Source organism: Pseudomonas sp. NFIX10 (genome assembly GCF_900111955.1).
Lineage (GTDB): Bacteria > Pseudomonadota > Gammaproteobacteria > Pseudomonadales > Pseudomonadaceae > Aquipseudomonas > Aquipseudomonas fluorescens_AA.
Genome location: NZ_FOKH01000008.1, coordinates 39,333 through 58,861, shown reverse-complemented (window position 1 = coordinate 58,861; position 19,529 = coordinate 39,333). Strand labels below are relative to the sequence as shown.

Genomic DNA, 19,529 nt, shown 5'->3' with positions numbered 1-19,529 from the left:
GTATCGCGGGCAAGCCTTGCTCCCACATACCTCTCGCCACAGGTTGATGTGCGGCATCATTGAGGCTTACGCAACAAATACGTATCCATGATCCACCCATTGGCTTTTCGCGCGGCCTTGCGGGTGCGTTCGATGTCATCGGCCACATCCCCCAGCCGGCCGGCGATCAGGATTTCATCAGGCGTCCCCACATAGGCGCCCCAGTAAATCTGCGTATCGGGATCGCTCACCTGGCGATAGGCATCCTCGGCATCGAGCATCACCACCACGCTCGCCGCGTCGCCCACCTGCCCCGCCGCCAAGCGGCGTCCGGTGGTGATTTCCAGTGCACCACCCATGCTGTTCAACGGCACTTTGTGCCGGGCGGCCAGGGCCTGGACACTGGTGATGCCGGGGATCACCTCGAACTCGAAGGCGCAACGACCCCCGTCGAGAATAGCCTGCAGGATGCGCACGGTACTGTCGTACAACGCCGGATCGCCCCACACCAGAAAACCGCCCCGCTGCCCGTCGGACAGTTCTTCATCGATCAACCGTTCGAAGGTGGCCTGTTTCGCACGGTTCAGCGCTTCGACGCTGTCCTTGTAGCCCAGGTCGCCGCGCTGGCGTTCCGGGCTGTAGGTTTCGACGAAACGGCAGGTGCGATCCACGATGTAGCGTCGACAGATTTCGCGCCGCAGGTCCAACAGTTTGTCCTTGGCCGGGCCCTTGTCCATGAGGAAGACCACGTCCAAACGGTTCAAGGCTTTCACGGCCTGCATCGTCAGGTGATCCGGATCGCCGGCCCCAATGCCAATGACTGACAACCTCTTCATCGCGGCGACTCCTGGCCAGGTTCCTGGGTGCGCAAGCGCCATACGCCGTTGAAACGCAATTCCAGGGTGGACAACGGTTCAATGTCGATTCGGTTGAATGTGGCGGCCGGGCAGCCCAGGACGTTCATCAAGGCGGCGCGGATCACGAAGGGGTGGGTGACGGCCAGCAGATGCCCCGGTCGGGTTTCCAGGCTGACCAGCCAATCCCCGACACGGCGACACAATCGGGCGACGGATTCACCGCCATGGGGGGCCGCCTCGGCATCGTCGAGCCAGGTTTGCAGGGCCTGCGGTTCCACCTCGAGCAATTCATCGATGGACAACCCGCGCCAGCGTCCCAGATCGCAATCGGCCAGGGCCGGATCCACCAGGAACTCGTCGCCGAACAGCGCGGCCGTCTGGCGAGTGCGCAGTTCCGGCCCGCACAGCAGTTGCCGGACGTTCCGATAGCCATGCTCGACCTGCCCGCGTCGCCTCAGCCAGTCGGCGTCCAGCGCTTCGTCCACGCTGAAGCGCGCCTGTTTCTGGGCAATGGTGCGGGCGTGGCAGATCAACGTCAGGCGAGTGGCTTGCACACTGGATTCTCGGTAATCGAACGGGTCGCATGGACGGGGATATTCCCGGGTTTAGTTGTACAGCACCTTATACGAAATCAAATAAGTGAGACAAAAAGGCGTTATATCCGACATGTCCAAGATGCAACGGCTGACATACTCATTCCACTTGGACGAGACCAACTCCTACAGGGTTTTCGCACGACTTTGGAGCATTTTAAACGGAACGTAAAAACCACTGGACATGTAGCACCAGCTACATAAATACTGTTTTCAGGAGTTATGAAAGAAATTCAACATTACATCCAGGCAAGGAGCACGGATGCCGCCCCTCAGAGACCTGATCACCGATCCCGGCCTGGTGTTGACGCCGTCGGAACGCAAGGTCGTCCGTGCCCTGCTCGATCACTACCCACGCAACGGCCTCGGTCCGATGTCACGCCTGGCAGACCATGCCGGCGTCAGCGACCCGACCATCGTACGGCTGGTGAAAAAACTCGGGTTTGGCGGTTATGCCGAATTCCAGGATGCGCTGCTCAGTGACATGGACCATCGCCTGCGCTCCCCTCGCACGCTGTTGCAACCGCGGGCCAAATTGCAGCAAGGCGATACCTGGAGCCAGTACCTGGCCGCCAGCCAACGCAACCTCGTCGACACCCAGGCCCTGACCCAACCCGAAGACGTGCGCATTCTCGTGCAGTGGTTGCTCGACAGCCGCCACCAGGTGCATTGTTTCGGCGGGCGCTTCAGCAGCTTCCTGGCCCACTACCTGCTCAACCATTTGCGATTGCTGCGCGCCGGCTGCTTTGCCCTGGAAGACAACGCCCAACTGCCTGACCGCCTGTTCGACGTACAGCGCCAGGACGTGGTGCTGATTTTCGATTACCGTCGCTACCAGGCCCAGGCCCTGCGCGTGGCCAGCGCGGCCAAGGCGCGGCACGCCCGGGTCGTCCTGTTCAGCGACGTCTATGCTTCGCCGTTGCGCGAGCTGGCCGACCTGATCATCAGCGCCCCGGTGGAATCGGCTTCGGCCTTCGACAGCCTGGTGCCGGCGCTGGCCCAGGTCGAGGCCCTGATCGCCTGCCTGACCCTGCAATGCCCCGAGCTGGCCGAACGCCTGGAAGGCATCGACGCCCTGCGCACGGAGTTCAACACGCACCTGCTGGAGGAAAAATAAGGATGTTCTCGCTCCCCCACCGCTCGCCCCGGGATTTGCCGTTCACCCGCCAGCACACGGCCCTGCTGTTGGTGGACATGCAACGCGCCTGGCTGGAACCGCAATTCGATGCCCACCTGCACAGCCCCGAGGCCGAGTATTTCCTCCAGCGGGCCCGCCAGCAGGTCATTCCCAATCAGCAGCGCTTGCTCGAGGCGATGCGCGCGGCGCAGCACAACGTGTTGCACACCCACATCGAAAGCCTCACCGCCGATGGCCGCGACCGCTCCCTGGACCACAAGCTGTCGGACATGCACCTGCCCAAGGGCAGCCCCGAGGCGCAAATCATTGCCGAACTGGCGCCGCAGGAAAACGAAATCGTGCTGCCCAAGACCTCCTCCGGGGTGTTCAATTCCACCAACATCGATTACGTGCTGCGCAACCTGCAGACCCGGCACCTGATCGTCGCCGGAATCGTCACCGACCAGTGCGTCGACATGGCCGTGCGTGACGCCGCCGACCGCGGCTACCTGGTCACGCTGGTGGAAGACGCTTGCGCGACCTATACCGAACAACGGCACCTGGCGTGCCTGAACGCGATCAAGGGCTATTGCTGGATCACCGACACCGACACCGTACTCGCTCGTTTGCAGGAGATGCAGCCATGAGCCGTCTCGATGCCACTGCCCTCCTCGCACCGCTGCCGGTCACGACCCTGGTGACCACCGACCTGATCGGCGTGACCCGCGGGCGCTCGTTCCCCAGCGATGAATTGCCCCACTACGTCACCGCCGGTTGCGGCTGGGTGCCGGCCAACAGCGCGTTGACGCCCCAGGATGTCATCGCCTCGACCAACCCCTGGGGCGCCTATGGCGACCTGCGGCTGGTACCGGACCTGTCCAGCCGGGTGACCGTCAACAATGGCCCCGACGCCCAGGCGCCGGCCCTGGACTTCATCCATTGCGATATCCGGGAGACCGACGGCCGGCCCTGGAGCGCCTGCCCGCGCACACTGCTGCAGGACGAAGTGGAGCGTTATCGCAGCGAACTGGGCCTGCAGGTTTTCGCCGCGTTCGAGCATGAATTCAACCTGGCTACCACGCCTGCGCAGCCTGATCGCCTGGCCTTCAGCCTCCAGGCCCAGCGCCAGCAGGCCGGGTTCGCCGGGTGGCTGCTCAGTGCCCTGCGGGCCGGCGGCGTCGAGCCGGAAATGTTCCTGCCGGAATACGGCAAGCAGCAATACGAGATCACCTGCCGCCCGACCCTGGGCGTGGCCGCTGCCGATCGGGCGGTGAACGTTCGGGAAATCACCCGCGAGATCGCCCGGCAGATGGGCCTGGACGTGAGCTTCGCCCCCAAGACCTCGGAAAATGCCGTGTGCAACGGCGTGCATCTGCACCTGAGCCTGCAAGACCTGAACGCAGACCCGGTGCTGTATCACGCCGCCAGCAGCAATGGCTTGTCCAGCCTCGGCCAGCATTGGGCCGCAGGAGTGCTTCATTATCTGCCGGCGCTGTGCGCGCTGACCGCACCGACGCCGTTGTCCTACACGCGCCTGCAACCTCATCATTGGAGCGCATCCTATGCGTGCCTGGGACAGCGCAACCGCGAAGCGGCGCTGCGCATCTGCCCGACCGTGAGCCTGGGAGGCAAGCCGCTGGCGAACCAGTACAACCTGGAGTTTCGCGCCATGGACGCCACCGCCTCACCGCATCTGGCGATGGCCGCGCTGTTGATTGCCGGGCGGCTGGGCATCCAGCACCGATTGGCATTGAACGCTGTCACCGATGAAATACCCGATGAGCTGGATGAAACACAACGTCGCGCCCGTGGCATTATCGCCCTGCCGACAACCCTGGCCCAGGCATTGGACTGCCTGCGCCACAGCGGGGCGCTGCTCGAGGCCCTGCCCGGCCCGCTGGTCGAAACCTATTTCGCCTTGAAGGCCCAGGAGCAGGCCTTGACCCAGGCGCTCTCACCTGCCGAGCGTTGCGAGCACTATGCGCGAATCTATTGAATGTGCTGAATCAGGCCTCTACACCAGGCCGGCCTATCGACTGATCCGGGAGGAATCCGACCACCCGGTGCTGCTGGTGTGCGAACACGCCAGCCGGTTCATTCCCGTGGCGCTGAACGACCTGGGCCTGGATGAAACCGCGTCCCAGGAGCACATCGCCTGGGACATCGGCGCACTGCTGCTGGCCGAACGCCTGTCCGAAACCCTCGGTGCGACCTTGCTGTCGGCCAATTACTCACGGCTGTTGATCGACCTCAACCGCCCGTTGCACGTGCCGGACAGCATTCCGGCCCAGAGCGAGATCTACCAGGTCCCGGGCAACCACGACCTGGACGAGGCCACGCGCGAATATCGCCAGCAGTGCCTGTTCCATCCCTTTCATGATCGCTTGCGGGCGCTGATCGACCGACGCCTGGCCGCCAACCGGCCGGTACGCGTGGTGGGCATCCACAGTTTCACCCCGGTGTTCTATGGCCAGCCACGCGCCCTGGAAGCCGGCGTGCTGTTCGGCGAAGCCAAGGAGTACGCCCAGCGCATCGTCGACGGACTGAGCCGGCATTCGCTGCGGGCAGCGGGCAACCAGCCCTACAAGATCAACCCCCTGACCGACATGACTGTCCCGGTGCACGGCGATGGCCGCGGCCTGGATTCGGTGCTGATCGAAGTGCGCAACGACCAGTTGCGCAGCCCCGAGGGGGTACGGACCTGGAGCGCCTACCTGGCGCCCCTGCTGTAGCGGCAGCGGCAAGTTACCAGCGACAGACAGCAAGCAAGCGCAACCCACACAGCTGAAAAGGAAAACGGCTCATGAGCATTGAGGCATTTGGCTACAAGCAGGAATTGAAACGCGGCCTGTCGCTGACAGACCTGGTGGTATACGGGATGATTTTCATGATCCCCATCGCACCGTTCGGCGTGTATGGCTACGTCAACGCCGAAGCCCCAGGGATGGTGCCGCTGGCGTACATCATCGGCATGGTGGCGATGCTGTTTACCGCCTTGAGCTACGGCAGCATGGCCCGGGCCTTTCCGGTGGCAGGTTCGGTCTATTCCTACGCGCAACGAGGCCTTAACCCACACGTCGGGTTCATCGCGGGCTGGCTGATGCTGCTGGACTACCTGCTGATCCCGCCGCTGCTCTATGTCTACGCCGCCATGGCGCTGAACCATTTGTACCCGGACATTCCCAAGGTCGGTTTCATCCTGGCATTCCTGGTGAGCGCGACCTTCGTCAACCTGCGGGGTATCACGTTCACCGCACGGATGAACATCCTTTTCCTGCTGGCACAGCTGGTGGTGCTCGGGATTTTCCTGTTCTACGCCTGGAATGCCCTGCACGGCGGGGCCGGCCATGGCCAACTGACCCTGGCGCCGCTGTACAGCCCGGAACACTTCAACTTCGCCCTGCTGATGCAAGCCGTGTCCATCGCGGTACTGTCGTTCCTGGGCTTCGACGCCATTTCCACCCTGGCCGAAGAAATCAAGGGCGACCCGGGTCGCAGCGTCGGCAAGGCCGCCTTGGTGACCTTGCTGGTGATGGGGGCGATTTTCGTGGTGCAGACCTGGATCGCCACCGATCTGGCAGCCGGCATGGGCTTCAAGTCCGCCGATACCGCCTTCTATGAAATCGCCGAATTGGCGGCCGGCAGTTGGCTGGCCACCTTGACCGCGGTGGCCACCGCCCTGGCCTGGGGCGTGGCAGTGGCGATCACCTCCCAGGCAGCGGTGTCGCGCCTGTTGTTCGGCATGGCCCGGGACGGCCAGTTACCCAAGGTGCTGGCCAAGGTCCATCCGAAACACAACACCCCCTACATGAGCATCTATCTGGTGGCGGTGCTGTCGTTGCTGATCTGCTACCTGTTCATCAACGCCGTGGACACCCTGACCTCCCTGGTCAACTTCGGCGCCCTGAGCGGCTTCATGTTGCTGCACATCACCGTCATCAACCATTACTGGCGCCGCCAGCGGTCCGGCCAATTGATTCGTCACTTGATCTGCCCACTGGTCGGCTTCGTGATCGTCGCGGCCATCATGTACAACATGGGCGTGGCTGCGCAGAAACTCGGCCTGATCTGGATCGCCGCGGGTGTGGTCTATCTGTGCCTGCTCAACAAATTCGGCAGTCGCACGGCCCTGCCCGATCCGGCGGGTCAATGAGAAACGGCGGTCGAAGGGTTCGGCCAGCCATGGTTGTAACGCGTGGACATCGACAGTGATCGTCAAGCCCGGTGCCGGTCACCGGGTTCTCTGGGAACAGGAGTGCAATCCATGCTGGCCTTACGTCCAGTTCAATTAGCCGATCTGCCGCAACTGCAACGACTGGCCCGTGACAGCCTGGTGGGCGTCACGTCGCTGCCGGACGATACCCGGCGGCTGGAGGAAAAAATCCTCGACTCGTGCGCCTCGTTCGCAGCCGATGCGCAAGGGCCGGGGGCAGAGAATTACTTTTTCGTCTTGCAGGACCTGGAAACCGGGCGCCTGGTCGGTTGTTCGGAAATCCTCTCCAGCACCGGTTGCAACGAACCGTTCTACAGCCTGCGCAACCGGCCGTTTTCCAGCGAATCCCGGGAGTTGAACATTCAGCATGGCGTACCTGCGTTGTCGCTGTGCCAGGACCTCAACGGGCAAACACTGCTGCGTGGCTTCCACATCGACGCCGAACGGGTGCGCACGCCGGAATCAGAGCTGCTGTCCCGGGCCCGGCTGTTGTTCATCGCCGCCCACCCCCAGCGTTTCGCCGAATCGGTCATCACCGAAATCGTCGGTTTCAGCAGCGAAGACGGCCAGTCGCCCTTCTGGGACGCCATCGGCCAGCACTTCTTCGACCTGCCCTACGTCGAAGCCGAACGGTTGTGTGGCTTGCAAAGCCGGACCTTTCTCGCCGAGCTGATGCCGCAGTACCCGATCTACGTGCCCATGCTGCCGCCCGCAGCCCAGGCCTGCATCGGCCGGGTGCATCCCGACGGCCAGGAAGCCTTCGACATCCTCGAGCGCGAGGGTTTCGAGACCAACAGCTACGTCGACCTCTTCGACGGTGGGCCGACCTTGCATGCCCGTATCGCCAATATCCGTTCCATCACGCAAAGTCGCACCACTACGGCCAGGCAGAGCCCGCAGATTGACGCACGGGGCCTGTACCTGGTGAGCAACGAGCACCTTGGCAACTACCGGGCCATCGTCGCCGAGCTGGACGTCGGCGCCGACGGCCCTGTGGCCCTGTCGCCCGCCATGCTGACGGCCCTGGACATCGAGGATGGCGCACGGATCCGGGTGATCGCCCTATGAACCCCACTCGATCCCATGGCCTGCACCGACGTTTGGACCGACACGATGAAGGAGCTGCATCATGATTGTCCGTCCGGTGGCCATCACCGATCTGCCTGCCTTGCTGGACCTGGCCCGTTGCGCGGGCCCGGGGTTTACCAGCCTGCCGGCCAACGAAGAGCGCCTGGCCCACCGCGTTCGCTGGGCCCAGCGGACCTTCGCCGGCCAAGTCGAACGTGCCGACGCCGACTACCTGTTCGTGCTCGAAGACGATGACCGGCAGGTGGTGGGCATCAGCGCCCTGACCGGGGCGGTGGGGCTGCGTGAGCCCTGGTACAACTATCGGGTCGGGGTCACGGTCAGCTCGGCGCCGGAATTGGGAATCCAGCGGCAGATCCCTACGCTGTTTCTCAACAACGAGATGTCCGGGCAATCGGAAATCTGCTCGTTGTTCCTGCACCCCGAACAACGTCACGGGCACAACGGGCGCCTGCTGTCCCTGGCGCGCCTGCTGTTCGTGGCCGAGTTTTCCCAGCTGTTCGGCGAAAAACTCATTGCCGAGCTGCGGGGGCATGCCGACGAACAAGGCTGTTCGCCGTTCTGGGACAGCCTGGGACGACATTTTTTCCAGAAGGATTTCAGCTACGCCGACCAGTTGTCCGGGATGGGCAACAAGTCGTTCATCGCCGAGCTGATGCCGCGCCAGCCGCTGTACACCTGCCTGCTCACCAAACAGGCCCAGGCGGTGATCGGCAAGGCCCACCCGAACACCGAACCGGCCCTGAAGATCCTCAGTGCCGAAGGTTTCAGCCATAGGGGCTACATCGACATTTTCGACGGCGGCCCGGTGATCGAAGCGCCGGTGTCGAAAATCCGCAGCGTACGCGACAGCCAGGCGCTGACCCTGGCCATTGGCACTCCGGACGAACGGGCGCCGGTGTGGCTGATCCATAACCGGCGCCTGGAAAACTGCCGCGTCACCAGCGCCCGCGCGCACCTGCATGGCCACAGCCTGCTCGTCGATCGCCTCACCGCCAAACGCCTGCAAGTGCAACCGGGTGACACGGTGCGCGCCGTGGCGCTGCTCAGGCAGGGGCAGCAGGCAGTGGCGGCATAACCTTTCTCGCGCCTCGTCCACCAATGTCCGATCACCGCCGCCCCGGCGGCCGGTCTTATCGTCCTGCCAAAAGCGCAGCGTTACCGAGTTGCCCCGTGCTGCCTCTTTAACAACTCAAGTATTGTTCATCGGCAATACTTCCCCACAATTCCATAATTGCCTCCACCCCCTCCCAAAACCATACTTGTGCCCATCGCCCTACTTTACCGAACCCGCTCATGATCAAGACTCTGATTTCCACGCACCTGCCGCCTGAAGAGATCGCAGAACAAATAAAAACCTTGGACATGACCACGCAAATCAATCAATTAATTGCCGAGCTGAACAACCAGCCAACCTTCGCCACTGCCCGTTCTCGACGTGCAGCCATCATGAATATTACCAACTTGCACACGGCCACCATCACGTTGCATTGCACGAACATTGGCAATATCAGCATCAAGGCAATGACATCCATCGGTGACTCTTCGCAACTGTATTCAATACCCGGCCAAAGTATTCTGTTCGCCGTTGATCGACCCTTCGACGTACAGCGATATACCCTCAAGGGGCCTCGGCTTGAAAAGGCCGACACCGTACACATAGATAAAAACAACCCGCTGGTGATCGACGGCCGCCAGGCACTCTTTGACTACTGCCGCCCAGCGCAAACGAACACGGGGCTGATGGGCAGGATCAACCTGCCGGACAGGAGCGCAGACATCGGTGTATTCGATCGTGCCTCGTTACGCAAGGTTGCCTGGCTGCCCCATGACGACAGCGCCGCCCGCTACCTGGTAAGCCTGGAGCTGCTCGAAACGGTTCAAGACCCCGAACGCAGCCGCGTCGCCGGGGAGCTGATCTACCACTATCACCCGGCCGTGGCGTGGAAAGCCTTCCAGATGCTCTATCGGGCCAATCCCCAGGACGCCTTGAGCTACATCCCATTACTGAAAAAACACCAGGATTCGCGCCTGGAAAACTTGCTCCAACCGTTCGAGCAGGCGGCATGAAACTGGAAGCCTTTGTCGAGCGATTGAAAACCCATGACCTGCGGCGAGATAAATCCCGGATTATCGAAGACCTGCGGCAGTTGGCCAAGAATCGCGCTTTGTTGAGCGATCATCTGTATGCCACGATCCAACGAGACGGCTTTGATACACGCAGCCGCCTCTATAACGCCTATGGGTTTGTTCTACACCGCAATGACTCGTTCAGCCTTCGCTTGAATTTCTGGGCACCGGCAGGAACGGCTGATGAAAAAGAAACGTTCATCTATAACCTGAACCACAGTCACGACTTCGAGATTTATGCCGTCGGCTACAGCGGTGACGGCTATACCACTATCACCCGCGAGATACTCGACGACCTACCGCTGCAAAAGAATAAGAGACCGCGCCTGGGTAAAGCGCGACGACTAAAACTTGCACCCGGCCAAGTGCTGTACATGCCAGCACTCAAAGAAATCCATAGACAGATCCCGCCGATGTCAATGTCGGCGTCATTGAGCCTGCTCGTTCATCCGCAACATTGGCTCAAACTCGATGAAGCCTGGTGTTTCGATAAAAACTACCGACCGCTTCATCCGGGTGTAGCGACGCAAGAAATCGCGCTATTCACAGACACATTGTCATTGCTCAACGCCGGATAGTCGTTCCGTTATCCGGCATTTAAAAGAAGGAGAAAATCATGAATGACCTGATGCAAGACTGGGATGAAACACCCTTGTTGCGAGCCAGCGCCCAGGTGATCGACACCGCAACGCAGTTGATCAACGAAACCCACTGCACAATCCCCGGGTTTCCCACTCGCTTCAACGTTGCAAACATCCACGAGATCAAGCAACTGTGGAGCGTGCCAACCTCGGACTGAGCGACACACCAAGGACGCTTTCGCCAGCCGCAGACTGACCGGGTTTGCGGCCTTTCCCATGCAGCGAAAACATCGCCCATGCATATTCGTCATCATCTTTGCGCTTGCCACGTGATAGCCTTTGGATCTTTCGGCGTTGACACTTTTGCTCAAGCCTTTCCATTCCATTGGTGGAACTCATATGTCCAGGCTTTCCCATCAAGATTTGCGTCGTAACTTTCGTCAACTGCTGGCTTCCAAGACCTGCTACCACACCGCCTCGGTGTTTGACCCGATGTCGGCACGCATCGCCGCCGACCTGGGTTTTGAAGTAGGCATCCTGGGAGGCTCGGTCGCGTCGTTGCAAGTACTGGGCGCGCCGGACTTCGCCCTGATCACCCTCAGCGAGTTTGCCGAACAGGCTACCCGTATCGGTCGCGTGGCCCAGTTGCCGGTCATTGCCGACGCCGATCATGGCTACGGCAATGCCCTGAACGTGATGCGCACCATCATCGAACTGGAACGGGCCGGCGTCGCGGCGCTGACCATCGAAGACACCTTGCTGCCGGCCCAGTTCGGGCGTAAATCCACCGACCTGATCGGTGTCGCCGAGGGCGTCGGCAAGATTCGGGCAGCGCTGGAGGCACGCGTCGATCCGGAAATGGCGATCATCGCCCGGACCAACGCCGGAATCTTGCCGGTCCAGGAAATCATCAGCCGGACCCAGCAATATGAGCGTGCCGGGGCCGACGGGATTTGCATGGTGGGCGTGCAAGACTTCGATCATCTGGAAAAAATCAGTGAAAACCTGACGGTGCCGTTGATGCTTGTCACCTACGGCAATCCGCTGCTGCGCGACGACAAGCGCCTGGCGGACCTGGGCGTACGCGTGACCATCGATGGCCACGGCGCCTACTTCGCTTCGATCAAGGCCACCTACGACAGCCTTCGCGAACAGCGGCAGATCTTCACCCAGGCCTCGGACCTCAGCGCCACCGAACTGACCCACACCTACACCCAGCCCGAGGACTACATCCGTTGGGCCGAGGAGTACATGAGCGTCAAGGAGTAAGAAGGCTCACTGTCCTGGAAGCCGCCATCGCGAGCAGGCTCGCTCCCACAGGGGATGTGTGGTGAGTGCGATGGCGTTGCCAGGATGAAACAGCCTTTCAGCGGCCGCTACGCAACAGCTCCTTGGGCACGTACTTGCCGATCTCGAACTTGCCGATGGCGGCGCGGTGGACTTCATCCGGGCCGTCGGCCAGGCGCAGGGTGCGTTGCATGGCGTACATGTAGGCCAGCGGAAAATCGTTGGAAACCCCGGCACCACCGTGGATCTGGATCGCCCGGTCGATAACTTTCAAGGCCACGTTCGGCGCGACGACCTTGATCTGGGCGATTTCACTTTTCGCCACCTTATTGCCCACCGTGTCCATCATGTACGCCGCCTTCAACGTCAGCAGGCGTGCCATGTCGATCTCCATCCGCGAGTCGGCGATCTTATCGATGTTACCGCCCAGGCGCGCCAACGGCTGGCCGAAAGCGGTGCGGCTGACGGCGCGTTTGCACATCAATTCCAAGGCGCGTTCGGCCATGCCGATGGAACGCATGCAGTGGTGAATCCGGCCTGGGCCGAGTCGACCCTGGGCTATTTCAAAACCGCGGCCTTCGCCCAGCAGGACGTTTTCGTACGGCACCCGCACGTTGTCGAACAGCACTTCGGCATGCCCGTGAGGCGCATCGTCATAGCCAAACACCGGCAACGGCCGGACGATCTTGACCCCGGGGGTGTCCACCGGGACCAGGATCATCGAGTGCTGGGCATGGCGCGGCGCATCGGGGTTGCTCAGGCCCATGAAGATCAGGATCTTGCAGCGCGGGTCGCAGGCCCCCGAGGTCCACCATTTCTTGCCGTTGATCACCCACTGGTCGCCGTCACGCTCGGCGCGGGCAGCCATGTTGGTGGCGTCCGAAGAGGCCACGTCCGGCTCGGTCATGGCAAAGGCCGAACGAATCTCGCCGCGCAGCAGCGGCTCGAGCCAGCGTTGCTTCTGTTCTTCGTTGGCGTAGCGCACCAGCACTTCCATGTTGCCGGTGTCCGGGGCCGAGCAGTTGAACGGCTCCGGCCCCAGCAGCGAGCGCCCCATGATCTCTGCCAGCGGCGCATATTCCAGGTTGGTCAGGCCGGCGCCCAGCTCGGATTCCGGCAGAAACAGGTTCCAAAGGCCTTCTGCCTTGGCCTTGGCCTTGAGCTCTTCCATGATGGCCGTGGGTTGCCAGCGGTCGCCCTCGGCCACTTGTCGTTCGAACACCGCTTCAGCCGGGTAGACGTAGGCGTCCATGAACGCCGTGACGCGTTCACGCAGTTCCTGAACCTTGGGGGAATAGGCAAAATCCATGAGCAGCACCTTCTTGGCAGAGGTTGTTTTAGGTCATGAAATCGATGCTAGTTCAGCTACGAAAATTTACCTAACCTATTCTCGGCGTGTATTAACATTCATCACCGATATATGTTTCACTGATTCGCATCGCCACCCGGCACCTCACAACAAGCCCAAGAACAAGAGTGCAGCGCCATGAATCTGAGCAAGGTCGACCTCAACCTTTTCATTGTCTTCGATGCGATCTACACCGAAGCCAACCTGACCCGCGCCGGGCAGATCGTCGGCATCACTCAGCCAGCCGTGTCCAATGCCCTGGCGCGTCTGCGCGAGACCTTCAACGACCCGCTCTTCGTGCGCACCGCCCAAGGGATGGTGCCGACGCCCATGGCCCAGAACATCATCGGCCCGGTGCGCAATGCCTTGTCGCTACTGCGAGTGTCGGTGCAGGAAAGCCGGATCTTCAACCCGTTGCAGGCCGTCAAGACCTACCGCATCAGCATGACCGACCTCACCGAAGGCGTGATCCTGCCGCTGCTGTTCCAGCGCTTGCGCCGCCTGGCTCCGACCGTGGCGATCGAGAGCTTCCTGTCCAAGCGTCGTGAAACCACCAAGGAACTGGCCGCCGGCCGCCTCGACTTCGCCGTGGACGCGCCGCTCAACACCGACCCACAGGTGCGCCACGTCAAGTTGATGGAAGATCGCTACGTGTGCGCCCTGCGCAAGGGCCACCCGCTGGCGGGCAAGGAAAAGCTCACCCTCGATGATTACCTGGCCCAGACCCACGTGCACATTTCCAGCCGCCGCAACGGGCTGGGTTACGTCGACTTGGCCCTCGGCAAGATGGGCATCCAGCGCAAGATCGCCCTGCGTTCCCAGCATTACCTGATGGCTTCCCAAGTGCTGCAGCAGACCGACATGGTCATGACCGTCCCCGAGCGCTTTGCACGGCGTCACGATTTGCATGCCTTCCTGCTGCCGGTCAACGACGTGCCACCGGTGGAGACCCATCTCTACTGGCACGAAAGCACCGACCAGGACCCGGCCAACCGCTGGATGCGCGAGCAGATGATCGAGCTGTGCCAACAGGTGACGGCCCATGAGAAGAAGCTCGATAAGGTTTAAAGGATCGGAACGGTGGGAGCGAGCTTGCTCGCGATAGCGGTAGACCGGCCAATATCCAGGGCGACTGATCCGACGCCATCGTGAGCAGGCTCGCTCCCACAGGTTTTGTGTGCAGAACCTCACTGCTTGACGCGAACGTCAACCTGCCTTTAGTTTAGCGCCAGCCCCTTTCGTTTCGAGCGCTTCCATGAGCAGCCAGACCTACAGCATCTCCGACCTCGCCCGCGAATTGGATATCACCACCCGGGCCATCCGTTTCTATGAGGAACAAGGCCTGTTGAGCCCGGAGCGACGGGGCCAGGAGCGCATTTATTCGCCGCGGGACAAGGTCAGCCTGAAGCTGATCCTGCGCGGCAAGCGCATTGGCTTTTCCCTGGCCGAGTGCCGCGAGTTGATCGAACTCTACGACCCCTCCAGCGGCAATCAGAAGCAGCTGCACAGCATGCTGGCGAAAATCGCCGAGCGCCGGGAACAGCTCGAACAGCAATTGCTGGACATCGAACAGATGAAGCTGGAACTCGACACCGCCGAAGAACGCTGTATCCAGGCGTTGGAGCAGACGATCGAGGGCGAGGAAATCGTCCAGTAACACTCTCCCACAATGGGTTCATCATTGCGCTCGACATATTGGCAACTCACTACAGGTCAATCCCCATGTCCCTCCCCTCCTTTGTACGCTTGATCGAAGTCGGTCCCCGCGACGGACTGCAGAACGAAGCACAACCCATCAGCGTCGCCGACAAGGTGCGCCTGGTGGATGCCCTGAGCGCCGCCGGCCTGGGCTATATAGAGGTCGGCAGTTTCGTCTCGCCCAAGTGGGTGCCGCAAATGGCCGGGTCCGCCGAGGTGTTCGCGCAGATCCAGCGCAAGCCCGGTGTGACCTATGGCGCCCTGGCGCCGAACCTGCGGGGGTTTGAAGATGCGCTGGCGGCGGGCGTGAAAGAGGTGGCGGTGTTCGCCGCCGCGTCCGAAGCGTTTTCCCAGCGCAACATCAACTGCTCCATCAAGGACAGCCTGGAGCGCTTCGCGCCGATCATGGCGGCCGCAAAACAGCACGGTGTCAGTGTGCGCGGCTACGTGTCCTGCGTGCTGGGTTGCCCCTATGAAGGGGCGGTCAAGCCTGAGCAAGTGGCGTGGGTCGCCCGGGAGCTGCATGCGATGGGCTGCTACGAGGTCTCCCTGGGCGACACCATCGGCACAGGTACCGCTGGCGCCACGCGCAGGCTCTTCGAAGTGGTAGGCGCCGAGGTGCCCCGGGACAAACTCGCTGGACACTTCCACGATACCTACGGCCAGGCCATGGCCAATGTCTACGCCAGCCTGCTGGAAGGCATCGCGGTGTTCGACAGCTCCATCGCCGGCCTTGGTGGTTGCCCGTATGCCAAGGGCGCCAGCGGTAACGTCGCCACCGAAGACGTGCTGTACCTGCTCGATGGGTTGGGTATCGAAACCGGTGTCGACCTGGACGCACTGATCGCCGCGGGTCGGCAGATTTGTGATGTGCTCGGCCGCCCGACGGGTTCGCGCGTGGCCAAGGCCCGCAACGCACACTGAGTGTTACCGCCAGCTTTGTAACAGGGGCGAAACGAGTAACACGGAAACAATTTGTCAGGTTTGGCCGGTCAGGCTTTTCAGGAAAAAATCATAACTGTTTGATTTATATGGTTTTTTAAAAGTTGGCACGCCACCTGCTATATCTCTTGCATAACAAGAATAAAAAAACGCAGCAAACCCAATAAAAACAAGACGAAACGACTCTGATATAACAAAAACAACACGGCAGAGACGCAGCTAACAGATTTTTTTGGAGAAGATGTGCTTTTCAGGGTGCTTCCAGGAGCAACCCGCAACCGGGCAGAGAACAATAAAACTACCTTCAGGTAGCTCCCGAATCGGTTGGATCGCCAGGCGAAAAAGCAGGTCAGCGCTCAAAAAAATACGTTTGCTCTTGATCCCGGATGGGGATCGCCAAAAACAGCGGTAAAGGGCCACGGCTACCAAAAACAACAACAGGCCGCCCCTCAATAATAAAAAAGAGCACGCGACGACAAAATTAAAGGGGAGCTTCGGCTCCCCTTTGTGCTTCTGCCGTTTGGATTTTTCTTGTGGGAGCGGGCTTGCTCGCGAAAGCGGTGTACCAAGCGACATAAATGTTGACCATGCCACCGTCTTCGCGAGCAAGCCCGCTCCCACAGATGTACCTCAGCCGTCGCTATCGCGCAGTTCTTCGATACTGATCTCGCGCATGCGAAATTTCTGGACCTTGCCGGTGACTGTCATGGGAAATTCTTCGACGAATTTGAAATGACGCGGCGTCTTGAAATGGGCGATGCGCTCCTTGCACCAGTCTTGCAGCTCTTGCTCACTGACGCTGTGGCCAGGATGGAGCTTGATCCACGCCACGATTTCTTCGCCATAGCGTGAACACGGGATGCCGATCACTTGCACGTCCGCCACCGCCGGGTGGGTGAAGAAGAACTCCTCCAGCTCACGGGGGTAAATATTCTCCCCGCCACGGATGATCATGTCCTTGTTGCGCCCGACAATGCAGACGTAGCCCTGCTTATCCATGGTCGCCAAGTCGCCGGTGTGCATCCAGCCATCCGTGTCGATGGCATCGGCGGTGCCCTTGGGGTTGTTCCAGTAGCCGAGCATCACGCTGTAGCCACGGGTACACAATTCGCCGACAGCGCCACGCGGGACGAGATTGCCCGCCTCATCGATAATCTTGCTTTCCAGCTGCGGCTGGGTGCGGCCGACGGTGGTTACACGCAGCTCCAGTTCGTCTGAAGGACCGGTCTGCAACGACACCGGGCTGGTTTCCGTCATGCCGTAGGCAATCTGCACTTCGGCCATGTGCATTTCGTTGATGACCCGTCGCATCACTTCGATGGGACAGGTGGCCCCGGCCATGATGCCCGTGCGCAGGCTGGACAGGTCGAAGTCGTCCCGCTGCGGCTGGTCCAGCAGGGCAATGAACATCGTGGGCACGCCATACAACGCAGTGGCTTTTTCCTCGGCCACGGCCTTGAGGGTCAGCAATGGGTCGAAGGCATCGTTGGGGTAGATCATGGTGCTGCCATGGGTCATGCAGCCCAGGTTACCCATGACCATGCCGAAACAATGGTAGAGCGGCACCGGGATCACCAGCCGGTCGCCAGCCGTCAGGCCCAGGCTCTCGCCAACCATGTAACCGTTGTTGAGAATGTTGTGATGGCTGAGGGTTGCGCCTTTGGGAAAGCCCGTGGTGCCGGAGGTGTACTGGATATTCACCGGCTGATCGAACCGCAGGCTGGATTGGCGCTCGGCCAGTTGTCCAGGCGTCACCGCCGCGCCCAGGGCGGCCAGTTGCGACCAGGGCAGGAAGCCTGTCGGTGGCTGGGAGTCGAGGCTGATCACACCGCGCAACCCCGGCAGGCGCTCGCTTTGCAGATGGCCGATCGATTGCTCCGCCAGCTCCGGTGCCAGCGCTTGCAGCATGGCGTGATAATCCGAGGCCTTGAACGCGCCGGCGCACACCAGCCATTGGCATCCGGATTGTTTGAGCACGTATTCGAGTTCGGAAACGCGATAGGCCGGATTGATGTTGACCAGAATCACACCGAGCTTCGCACTGGCGAACTGGCTGATACACCACTGGGCGCAATTGGGCGCCCATACACCGAGGCGATCACCGGTTTTCAAGCCTAGCGCCAACAGGGCTCGGGCATGCAGATCGACGGCCTCGGCCAGTTGTCGCCAGGTATAGCGCAGCGATTGATGGCGAACCACCAACGCCTCACCCTCCGGATAAAGGGCCACCGTCTGGTCGAAAACCTCGCCGATGGTTTGGGCCAGCAAGGCCTTGGCCGAGGAACCACGGGTGTAGCTGAGCTGCGAACGCGAACCGGGTTGATCCATAACGCCCCCTCTTGTCTTTATTAGTGGGTGTGGCGGTAACCTGATGCAACAACATACCTTTCTGGGCACTAACTCTGGCCCAAGTTGACGTTAACGTAAAGGACGATTGACAGCTTCTCGCCGCAGGCTTACGTTAACGTAAAGGTGAGAGCCACTCCCCGTTCTCCGCACCCGATAAAAAAGCCAAAGGTGTCCCATGAGCTACCCATCCCTGAACTTTGCCCTCGGCGAAACCATCGACATGCTGCGCGACCAGGTGCAGGCCTTCGTCAAGGCCGAACTGGCACCCCGCGCAGCGCAGATCGATATCGACAACCTGTTTCCCGCCGACATGTGGCGCAAGTTCGGTGACATGGGCCTGCTGGGCATCACCGTACCGGAAGAATACGGCGGCGCTGGCCTGGGCTATCTGGCCCATGTGGTGGCGATGGAAGAAATCAGCCGCGGCTCGGCCTCGGTCGCCCTCTCCTACGGTGCCCATTCCAACCTTTGCGTGAACCAGATCAACCGCAACGGCAATCACGAACAGAAAACCAAGTACCTGCCCAAGCTGATCAGCGGCGAACACGTCGGCGCCCTGGCGATGAGCGAACCAAACGCCGGCTCCGACGTGGTTTCGATGAAACTGCGAGCCGACAAGCGTGGCGACCGTTACGTGCTCAACGGCAGCAAGACCTGGATCACCAACGGTCCCGATGCCAACACCTACGTGATCTATGCCAAGACCGACCTGGAAAAGGGTCCTCACGGCATCACCGCCTTCATCGTCGAGCGCGACTGGAAAGGCTTCAGCCGCAGCAACAAATTCGACAAGCTCGGCATGCGTGGCTCCAACACGTGCGAGCTGTTTTTCGATGACGTCGAAGTGCCGGAAGAAAACATCCTCGGCGCGCTCAACGGTGGCGTGAAAGTCCTGATGAGCGGCCTCGACTATGAGCGCGTGGTGCTGTCCGGCGGCCCGACCGGGATCATGCAGGCCTGCATGGACCTGATCGTGCCCTACATCCATGACCGCAAACAGTTCGGCCAGAGCATCGGCGAATTCCAGCTGATCCAGGGCAAGGTCGCGGACATGTACACCCAGCTCAACGCCAGCCGCGCCTACCTGTATGCGGTGGCCCAGGCTTGCGAGCGCGGTGAAACCACCCGCAAGGACGCCGCCGGGGTGATCCTCTACAGCGCCGAACGCGCCACGCAAATGGCCCTCGACGCCATCCAGATCCTGGGGGGCAATGGCTACATCAATGAATTCCCCGCCGGTCGTCTGCTGCGTGACGCCAAGCTGTACGAAATCGGTGCCGGCACCAGTGAGATTCGTCGGATGTTGATCGGCCGCGAACTGTTCAACGAAACCCGCTAACGGAGCTGAC

At 61.1% G+C, this 19,529-nt stretch carries 20 protein-coding genes; 15 read left to right on the top strand and 5 right to left on the bottom strand.

Translation table 11 applies throughout. The annotated features are described in order from the left end of the window. Positions 1 to 56: 56 nt before the first annotated feature. Positions 57 to 815: a precorrin-6A synthase (deacetylating) gene (gene cobF / locus BM321_RS09600; RefSeq protein ID WP_092442326.1), complete on the bottom strand. Its 759-nt coding sequence runs from the start codon at positions 813 to 815 to the stop codon at positions 57 to 59. Beyond that, positions 812 to 1,390 (bottom strand): histidine phosphatase family protein, encoded by a 579-nt coding sequence (locus tag BM321_RS09595; protein ID WP_092442325.1) that lies wholly within the window; start codon positions 1,388 to 1,390, stop codon positions 812 to 814. Before BM321_RS09595 ends, cobF begins: the two co-directional genes overlap by 4 nt. Positions 1,391 to 1,691: 301 nt before the next feature. On the opposite strand from BM321_RS09595, the gene BM321_RS09590 reads away from it, so the two are divergent. From BM321_RS09590 to BM321_RS09540, 11 genes are all read left to right on the top strand, one after another. Continuing rightward, positions 1,692 to 2,546: a MurR/RpiR family transcriptional regulator gene (locus tag BM321_RS09590; protein WP_060738282.1), complete on the top strand. Its 855-nt coding sequence runs from the start codon at positions 1,692 to 1,694 to the stop codon at positions 2,544 to 2,546. A 2-nt stretch (positions 2,547 to 2,548) separates the two neighbouring features. Beyond that, positions 2,549 to 3,193: a cysteine hydrolase family protein gene (locus tag BM321_RS09585; RefSeq protein ID WP_092442324.1), complete on the top strand. Its 645-nt coding sequence runs from the start codon at positions 2,549 to 2,551 to the stop codon at positions 3,191 to 3,193. Then, a complete protein-coding gene (locus BM321_RS09580) occupies positions 3,190 to 4,542 on the top strand; it encodes a type I glutamate--ammonia ligase (RefSeq protein WP_092442323.1) in 1,353 nt (450 codons plus the stop codon). Before BM321_RS09585 ends, BM321_RS09580 begins: the two co-directional genes overlap by 4 nt. Further along, positions 4,526 to 5,278: an N-formylglutamate amidohydrolase gene (locus BM321_RS09575; RefSeq protein WP_092197118.1), complete on the top strand. Its 753-nt coding sequence runs from the start codon at positions 4,526 to 4,528 to the stop codon at positions 5,276 to 5,278. The genes BM321_RS09580 and BM321_RS09575 overlap by 17 nt, the downstream gene beginning before the upstream one ends. A gap of 71 nt (positions 5,279 to 5,349) precedes the next feature. Beyond that, positions 5,350 to 6,699 (top strand): APC family permease, encoded by a 1,350-nt coding sequence (locus tag BM321_RS09570; protein WP_092442322.1) that lies wholly within the window; start codon positions 5,350 to 5,352, stop codon positions 6,697 to 6,699. 111 nt (positions 6,700 to 6,810) lie between these two features. After that, positions 6,811 to 7,827 carry an arginine N-succinyltransferase gene (locus BM321_RS09565; RefSeq protein ID WP_092442321.1) on the top strand — a complete coding sequence of 339 codons (1,017 nt, stop codon included), beginning with the start codon at positions 6,811 to 6,813 and terminating at the stop codon, positions 7,825 to 7,827. Positions 7,828 to 7,888: 61 nt separating this feature from the next. Next, positions 7,889 to 8,923, top strand: coding sequence for an arginine N-succinyltransferase (gene astA / locus BM321_RS09560; RefSeq protein WP_092442320.1), 1,035 nt, complete (start codon positions 7,889 to 7,891; stop codon positions 8,921 to 8,923). Positions 8,924 to 9,141: 218 nt separating this feature from the next. Beyond that, positions 9,142 to 9,915 (top strand): hypothetical protein, encoded by a 774-nt coding sequence (locus BM321_RS09555; RefSeq protein ID WP_256573399.1) that lies wholly within the window; start codon positions 9,142 to 9,144, stop codon positions 9,913 to 9,915. Further along, on the top strand, positions 9,912 to 10,553 hold the full coding sequence (locus tag BM321_RS09550) for a transposase (RefSeq protein ID WP_092442319.1): 642 nt from the start codon (positions 9,912 to 9,914) through the stop codon (positions 10,551 to 10,553). Before BM321_RS09555 ends, BM321_RS09550 begins: the two co-directional genes overlap by 4 nt. A gap of 38 nt (positions 10,554 to 10,591) precedes the next feature. Further along, positions 10,592 to 10,774, top strand: coding sequence for a hypothetical protein (locus BM321_RS09545; RefSeq protein WP_092442318.1), 183 nt, complete (start codon positions 10,592 to 10,594; stop codon positions 10,772 to 10,774). Positions 10,775 to 10,955: 181 nt separating this feature from the next. Then, positions 10,956 to 11,825 (top strand): isocitrate lyase/PEP mutase family protein, encoded by an 870-nt coding sequence (locus BM321_RS09540; protein WP_092442317.1) that lies wholly within the window; start codon positions 10,956 to 10,958, stop codon positions 11,823 to 11,825. A 97-nt stretch (positions 11,826 to 11,922) separates the two neighbouring features. Here BM321_RS09540 and BM321_RS09535 read toward each other — a convergent pair whose 3' ends face one another. Then, positions 11,923 to 13,152, bottom strand: coding sequence for an acyl-CoA dehydrogenase (locus BM321_RS09535; protein WP_092175058.1), 1,230 nt, complete (start codon positions 13,150 to 13,152; stop codon positions 11,923 to 11,925). 177 nt (positions 13,153 to 13,329) lie between these two features. Here BM321_RS09535 and BM321_RS09530 point away from each other — a divergent pair, with 177 nt between their 5' ends. The 3 genes from BM321_RS09530 to BM321_RS09520 all read left to right on the top strand — a co-directional run bounded on the left by BM321_RS09530 (position 13,330) and on the right by BM321_RS09520 (position 15,813). Then, positions 13,330 to 14,259 carry a LysR family transcriptional regulator gene (locus BM321_RS09530; RefSeq protein ID WP_092442316.1) on the top strand — a complete coding sequence of 310 codons (930 nt, stop codon included), beginning with the start codon at positions 13,330 to 13,332 and terminating at the stop codon, positions 14,257 to 14,259. Between the two features lie 187 nt (positions 14,260 to 14,446). Next, positions 14,447 to 14,848 carry a MerR family transcriptional regulator gene (locus tag BM321_RS09525; protein WP_072405324.1) on the top strand — a complete coding sequence of 134 codons (402 nt, stop codon included), beginning with the start codon at positions 14,447 to 14,449 and terminating at the stop codon, positions 14,846 to 14,848. Positions 14,849 to 14,913: 65 nt separating this feature from the next. Further along, the gene (locus BM321_RS09520; protein WP_092442315.1) at positions 14,914 to 15,813 is read left to right on the top strand and encodes a hydroxymethylglutaryl-CoA lyase; all 900 of its coding nucleotides are present in this window, start codon (positions 14,914 to 14,916) and stop codon (positions 15,811 to 15,813) included. A 237-nt stretch (positions 15,814 to 16,050) separates the two neighbouring features. Here BM321_RS09520 and BM321_RS29680 read toward each other — a convergent pair whose 3' ends face one another. Together BM321_RS29680 and BM321_RS09515 are read right to left on the bottom strand one after the other, a co-directional pair. Then, positions 16,051 to 16,440 (bottom strand): hypothetical protein, encoded by a 390-nt coding sequence (locus tag BM321_RS29680; RefSeq protein WP_139230478.1) that lies wholly within the window; start codon positions 16,438 to 16,440, stop codon positions 16,051 to 16,053. A 21-nt stretch (positions 16,441 to 16,461) separates the two neighbouring features. After that, positions 16,462 to 18,159 (bottom strand): AMP-binding protein, encoded by a 1,698-nt coding sequence (locus BM321_RS09515; protein WP_092442314.1) that lies wholly within the window; start codon positions 18,157 to 18,159, stop codon positions 16,462 to 16,464. A 196-nt stretch (positions 18,160 to 18,355) separates the two neighbouring features. Between BM321_RS09515 and BM321_RS09510 the strand changes: the two genes are divergently transcribed. Continuing rightward, positions 18,356 to 19,519: an isovaleryl-CoA dehydrogenase gene (locus BM321_RS09510; protein WP_092442313.1), complete on the top strand. Its 1,164-nt coding sequence runs from the start codon at positions 18,356 to 18,358 to the stop codon at positions 19,517 to 19,519. Positions 19,520 to 19,529 lie beyond the last annotated feature (10 nt).

Coding starts and splice junctions, on each gene's coding strand:
- cobF (WP_092442326.1), bottom strand. CDS start 815: ATGAAGAGGTTGTCAGTCATTGGCATTGGGGCCGGCGATCCGGATCAC.
- BM321_RS09590 (WP_060738282.1), top strand. CDS start 1,692: ATGCCGCCCCTCAGAGACCTGATCACCGATCCCGGCCTGGTGTTGACG.
- BM321_RS09585 (WP_092442324.1), top strand. CDS start 2,549: ATGTTCTCGCTCCCCCACCGCTCGCCCCGGGATTTGCCGTTCACCCGC.
- BM321_RS09580 (WP_092442323.1), top strand. CDS start 3,190: ATGAGCCGTCTCGATGCCACTGCCCTCCTCGCACCGCTGCCGGTCACG.
- BM321_RS09575 (WP_092197118.1), top strand. CDS start 4,526: ATGCGCGAATCTATTGAATGTGCTGAATCAGGCCTCTACACCAGGCCG.
- BM321_RS09570 (WP_092442322.1), top strand. CDS start 5,350: ATGAGCATTGAGGCATTTGGCTACAAGCAGGAATTGAAACGCGGCCTG.
- BM321_RS09565 (WP_092442321.1), top strand. CDS start 6,811: ATGCTGGCCTTACGTCCAGTTCAATTAGCCGATCTGCCGCAACTGCAA.
- astA (WP_092442320.1), top strand. CDS start 7,889: ATGATTGTCCGTCCGGTGGCCATCACCGATCTGCCTGCCTTGCTGGAC.
- BM321_RS09555 (WP_256573399.1), top strand. CDS start 9,142: ATGATCAAGACTCTGATTTCCACGCACCTGCCGCCTGAAGAGATCGCA.
- BM321_RS09550 (WP_092442319.1), top strand. CDS start 9,912: ATGAAACTGGAAGCCTTTGTCGAGCGATTGAAAACCCATGACCTGCGG.
- BM321_RS09545 (WP_092442318.1), top strand. CDS start 10,592: ATGAATGACCTGATGCAAGACTGGGATGAAACACCCTTGTTGCGAGCC.
- BM321_RS09540 (WP_092442317.1), top strand. CDS start 10,956: ATGTCCAGGCTTTCCCATCAAGATTTGCGTCGTAACTTTCGTCAACTG.
- BM321_RS09535 (WP_092175058.1), bottom strand. CDS start 13,152: ATGGATTTTGCCTATTCCCCCAAGGTTCAGGAACTGCGTGAACGCGTC.
- BM321_RS09530 (WP_092442316.1), top strand. CDS start 13,330: ATGAATCTGAGCAAGGTCGACCTCAACCTTTTCATTGTCTTCGATGCG.
- BM321_RS09525 (WP_072405324.1), top strand. CDS start 14,447: ATGAGCAGCCAGACCTACAGCATCTCCGACCTCGCCCGCGAATTGGAT.
- BM321_RS09520 (WP_092442315.1), top strand. CDS start 14,914: ATGTCCCTCCCCTCCTTTGTACGCTTGATCGAAGTCGGTCCCCGCGAC.
- BM321_RS09515 (WP_092442314.1), bottom strand. CDS start 18,159: ATGGATCAACCCGGTTCGCGTTCGCAGCTCAGCTACACCCGTGGTTCC.
- BM321_RS09510 (WP_092442313.1), top strand. CDS start 18,356: ATGAGCTACCCATCCCTGAACTTTGCCCTCGGCGAAACCATCGACATG.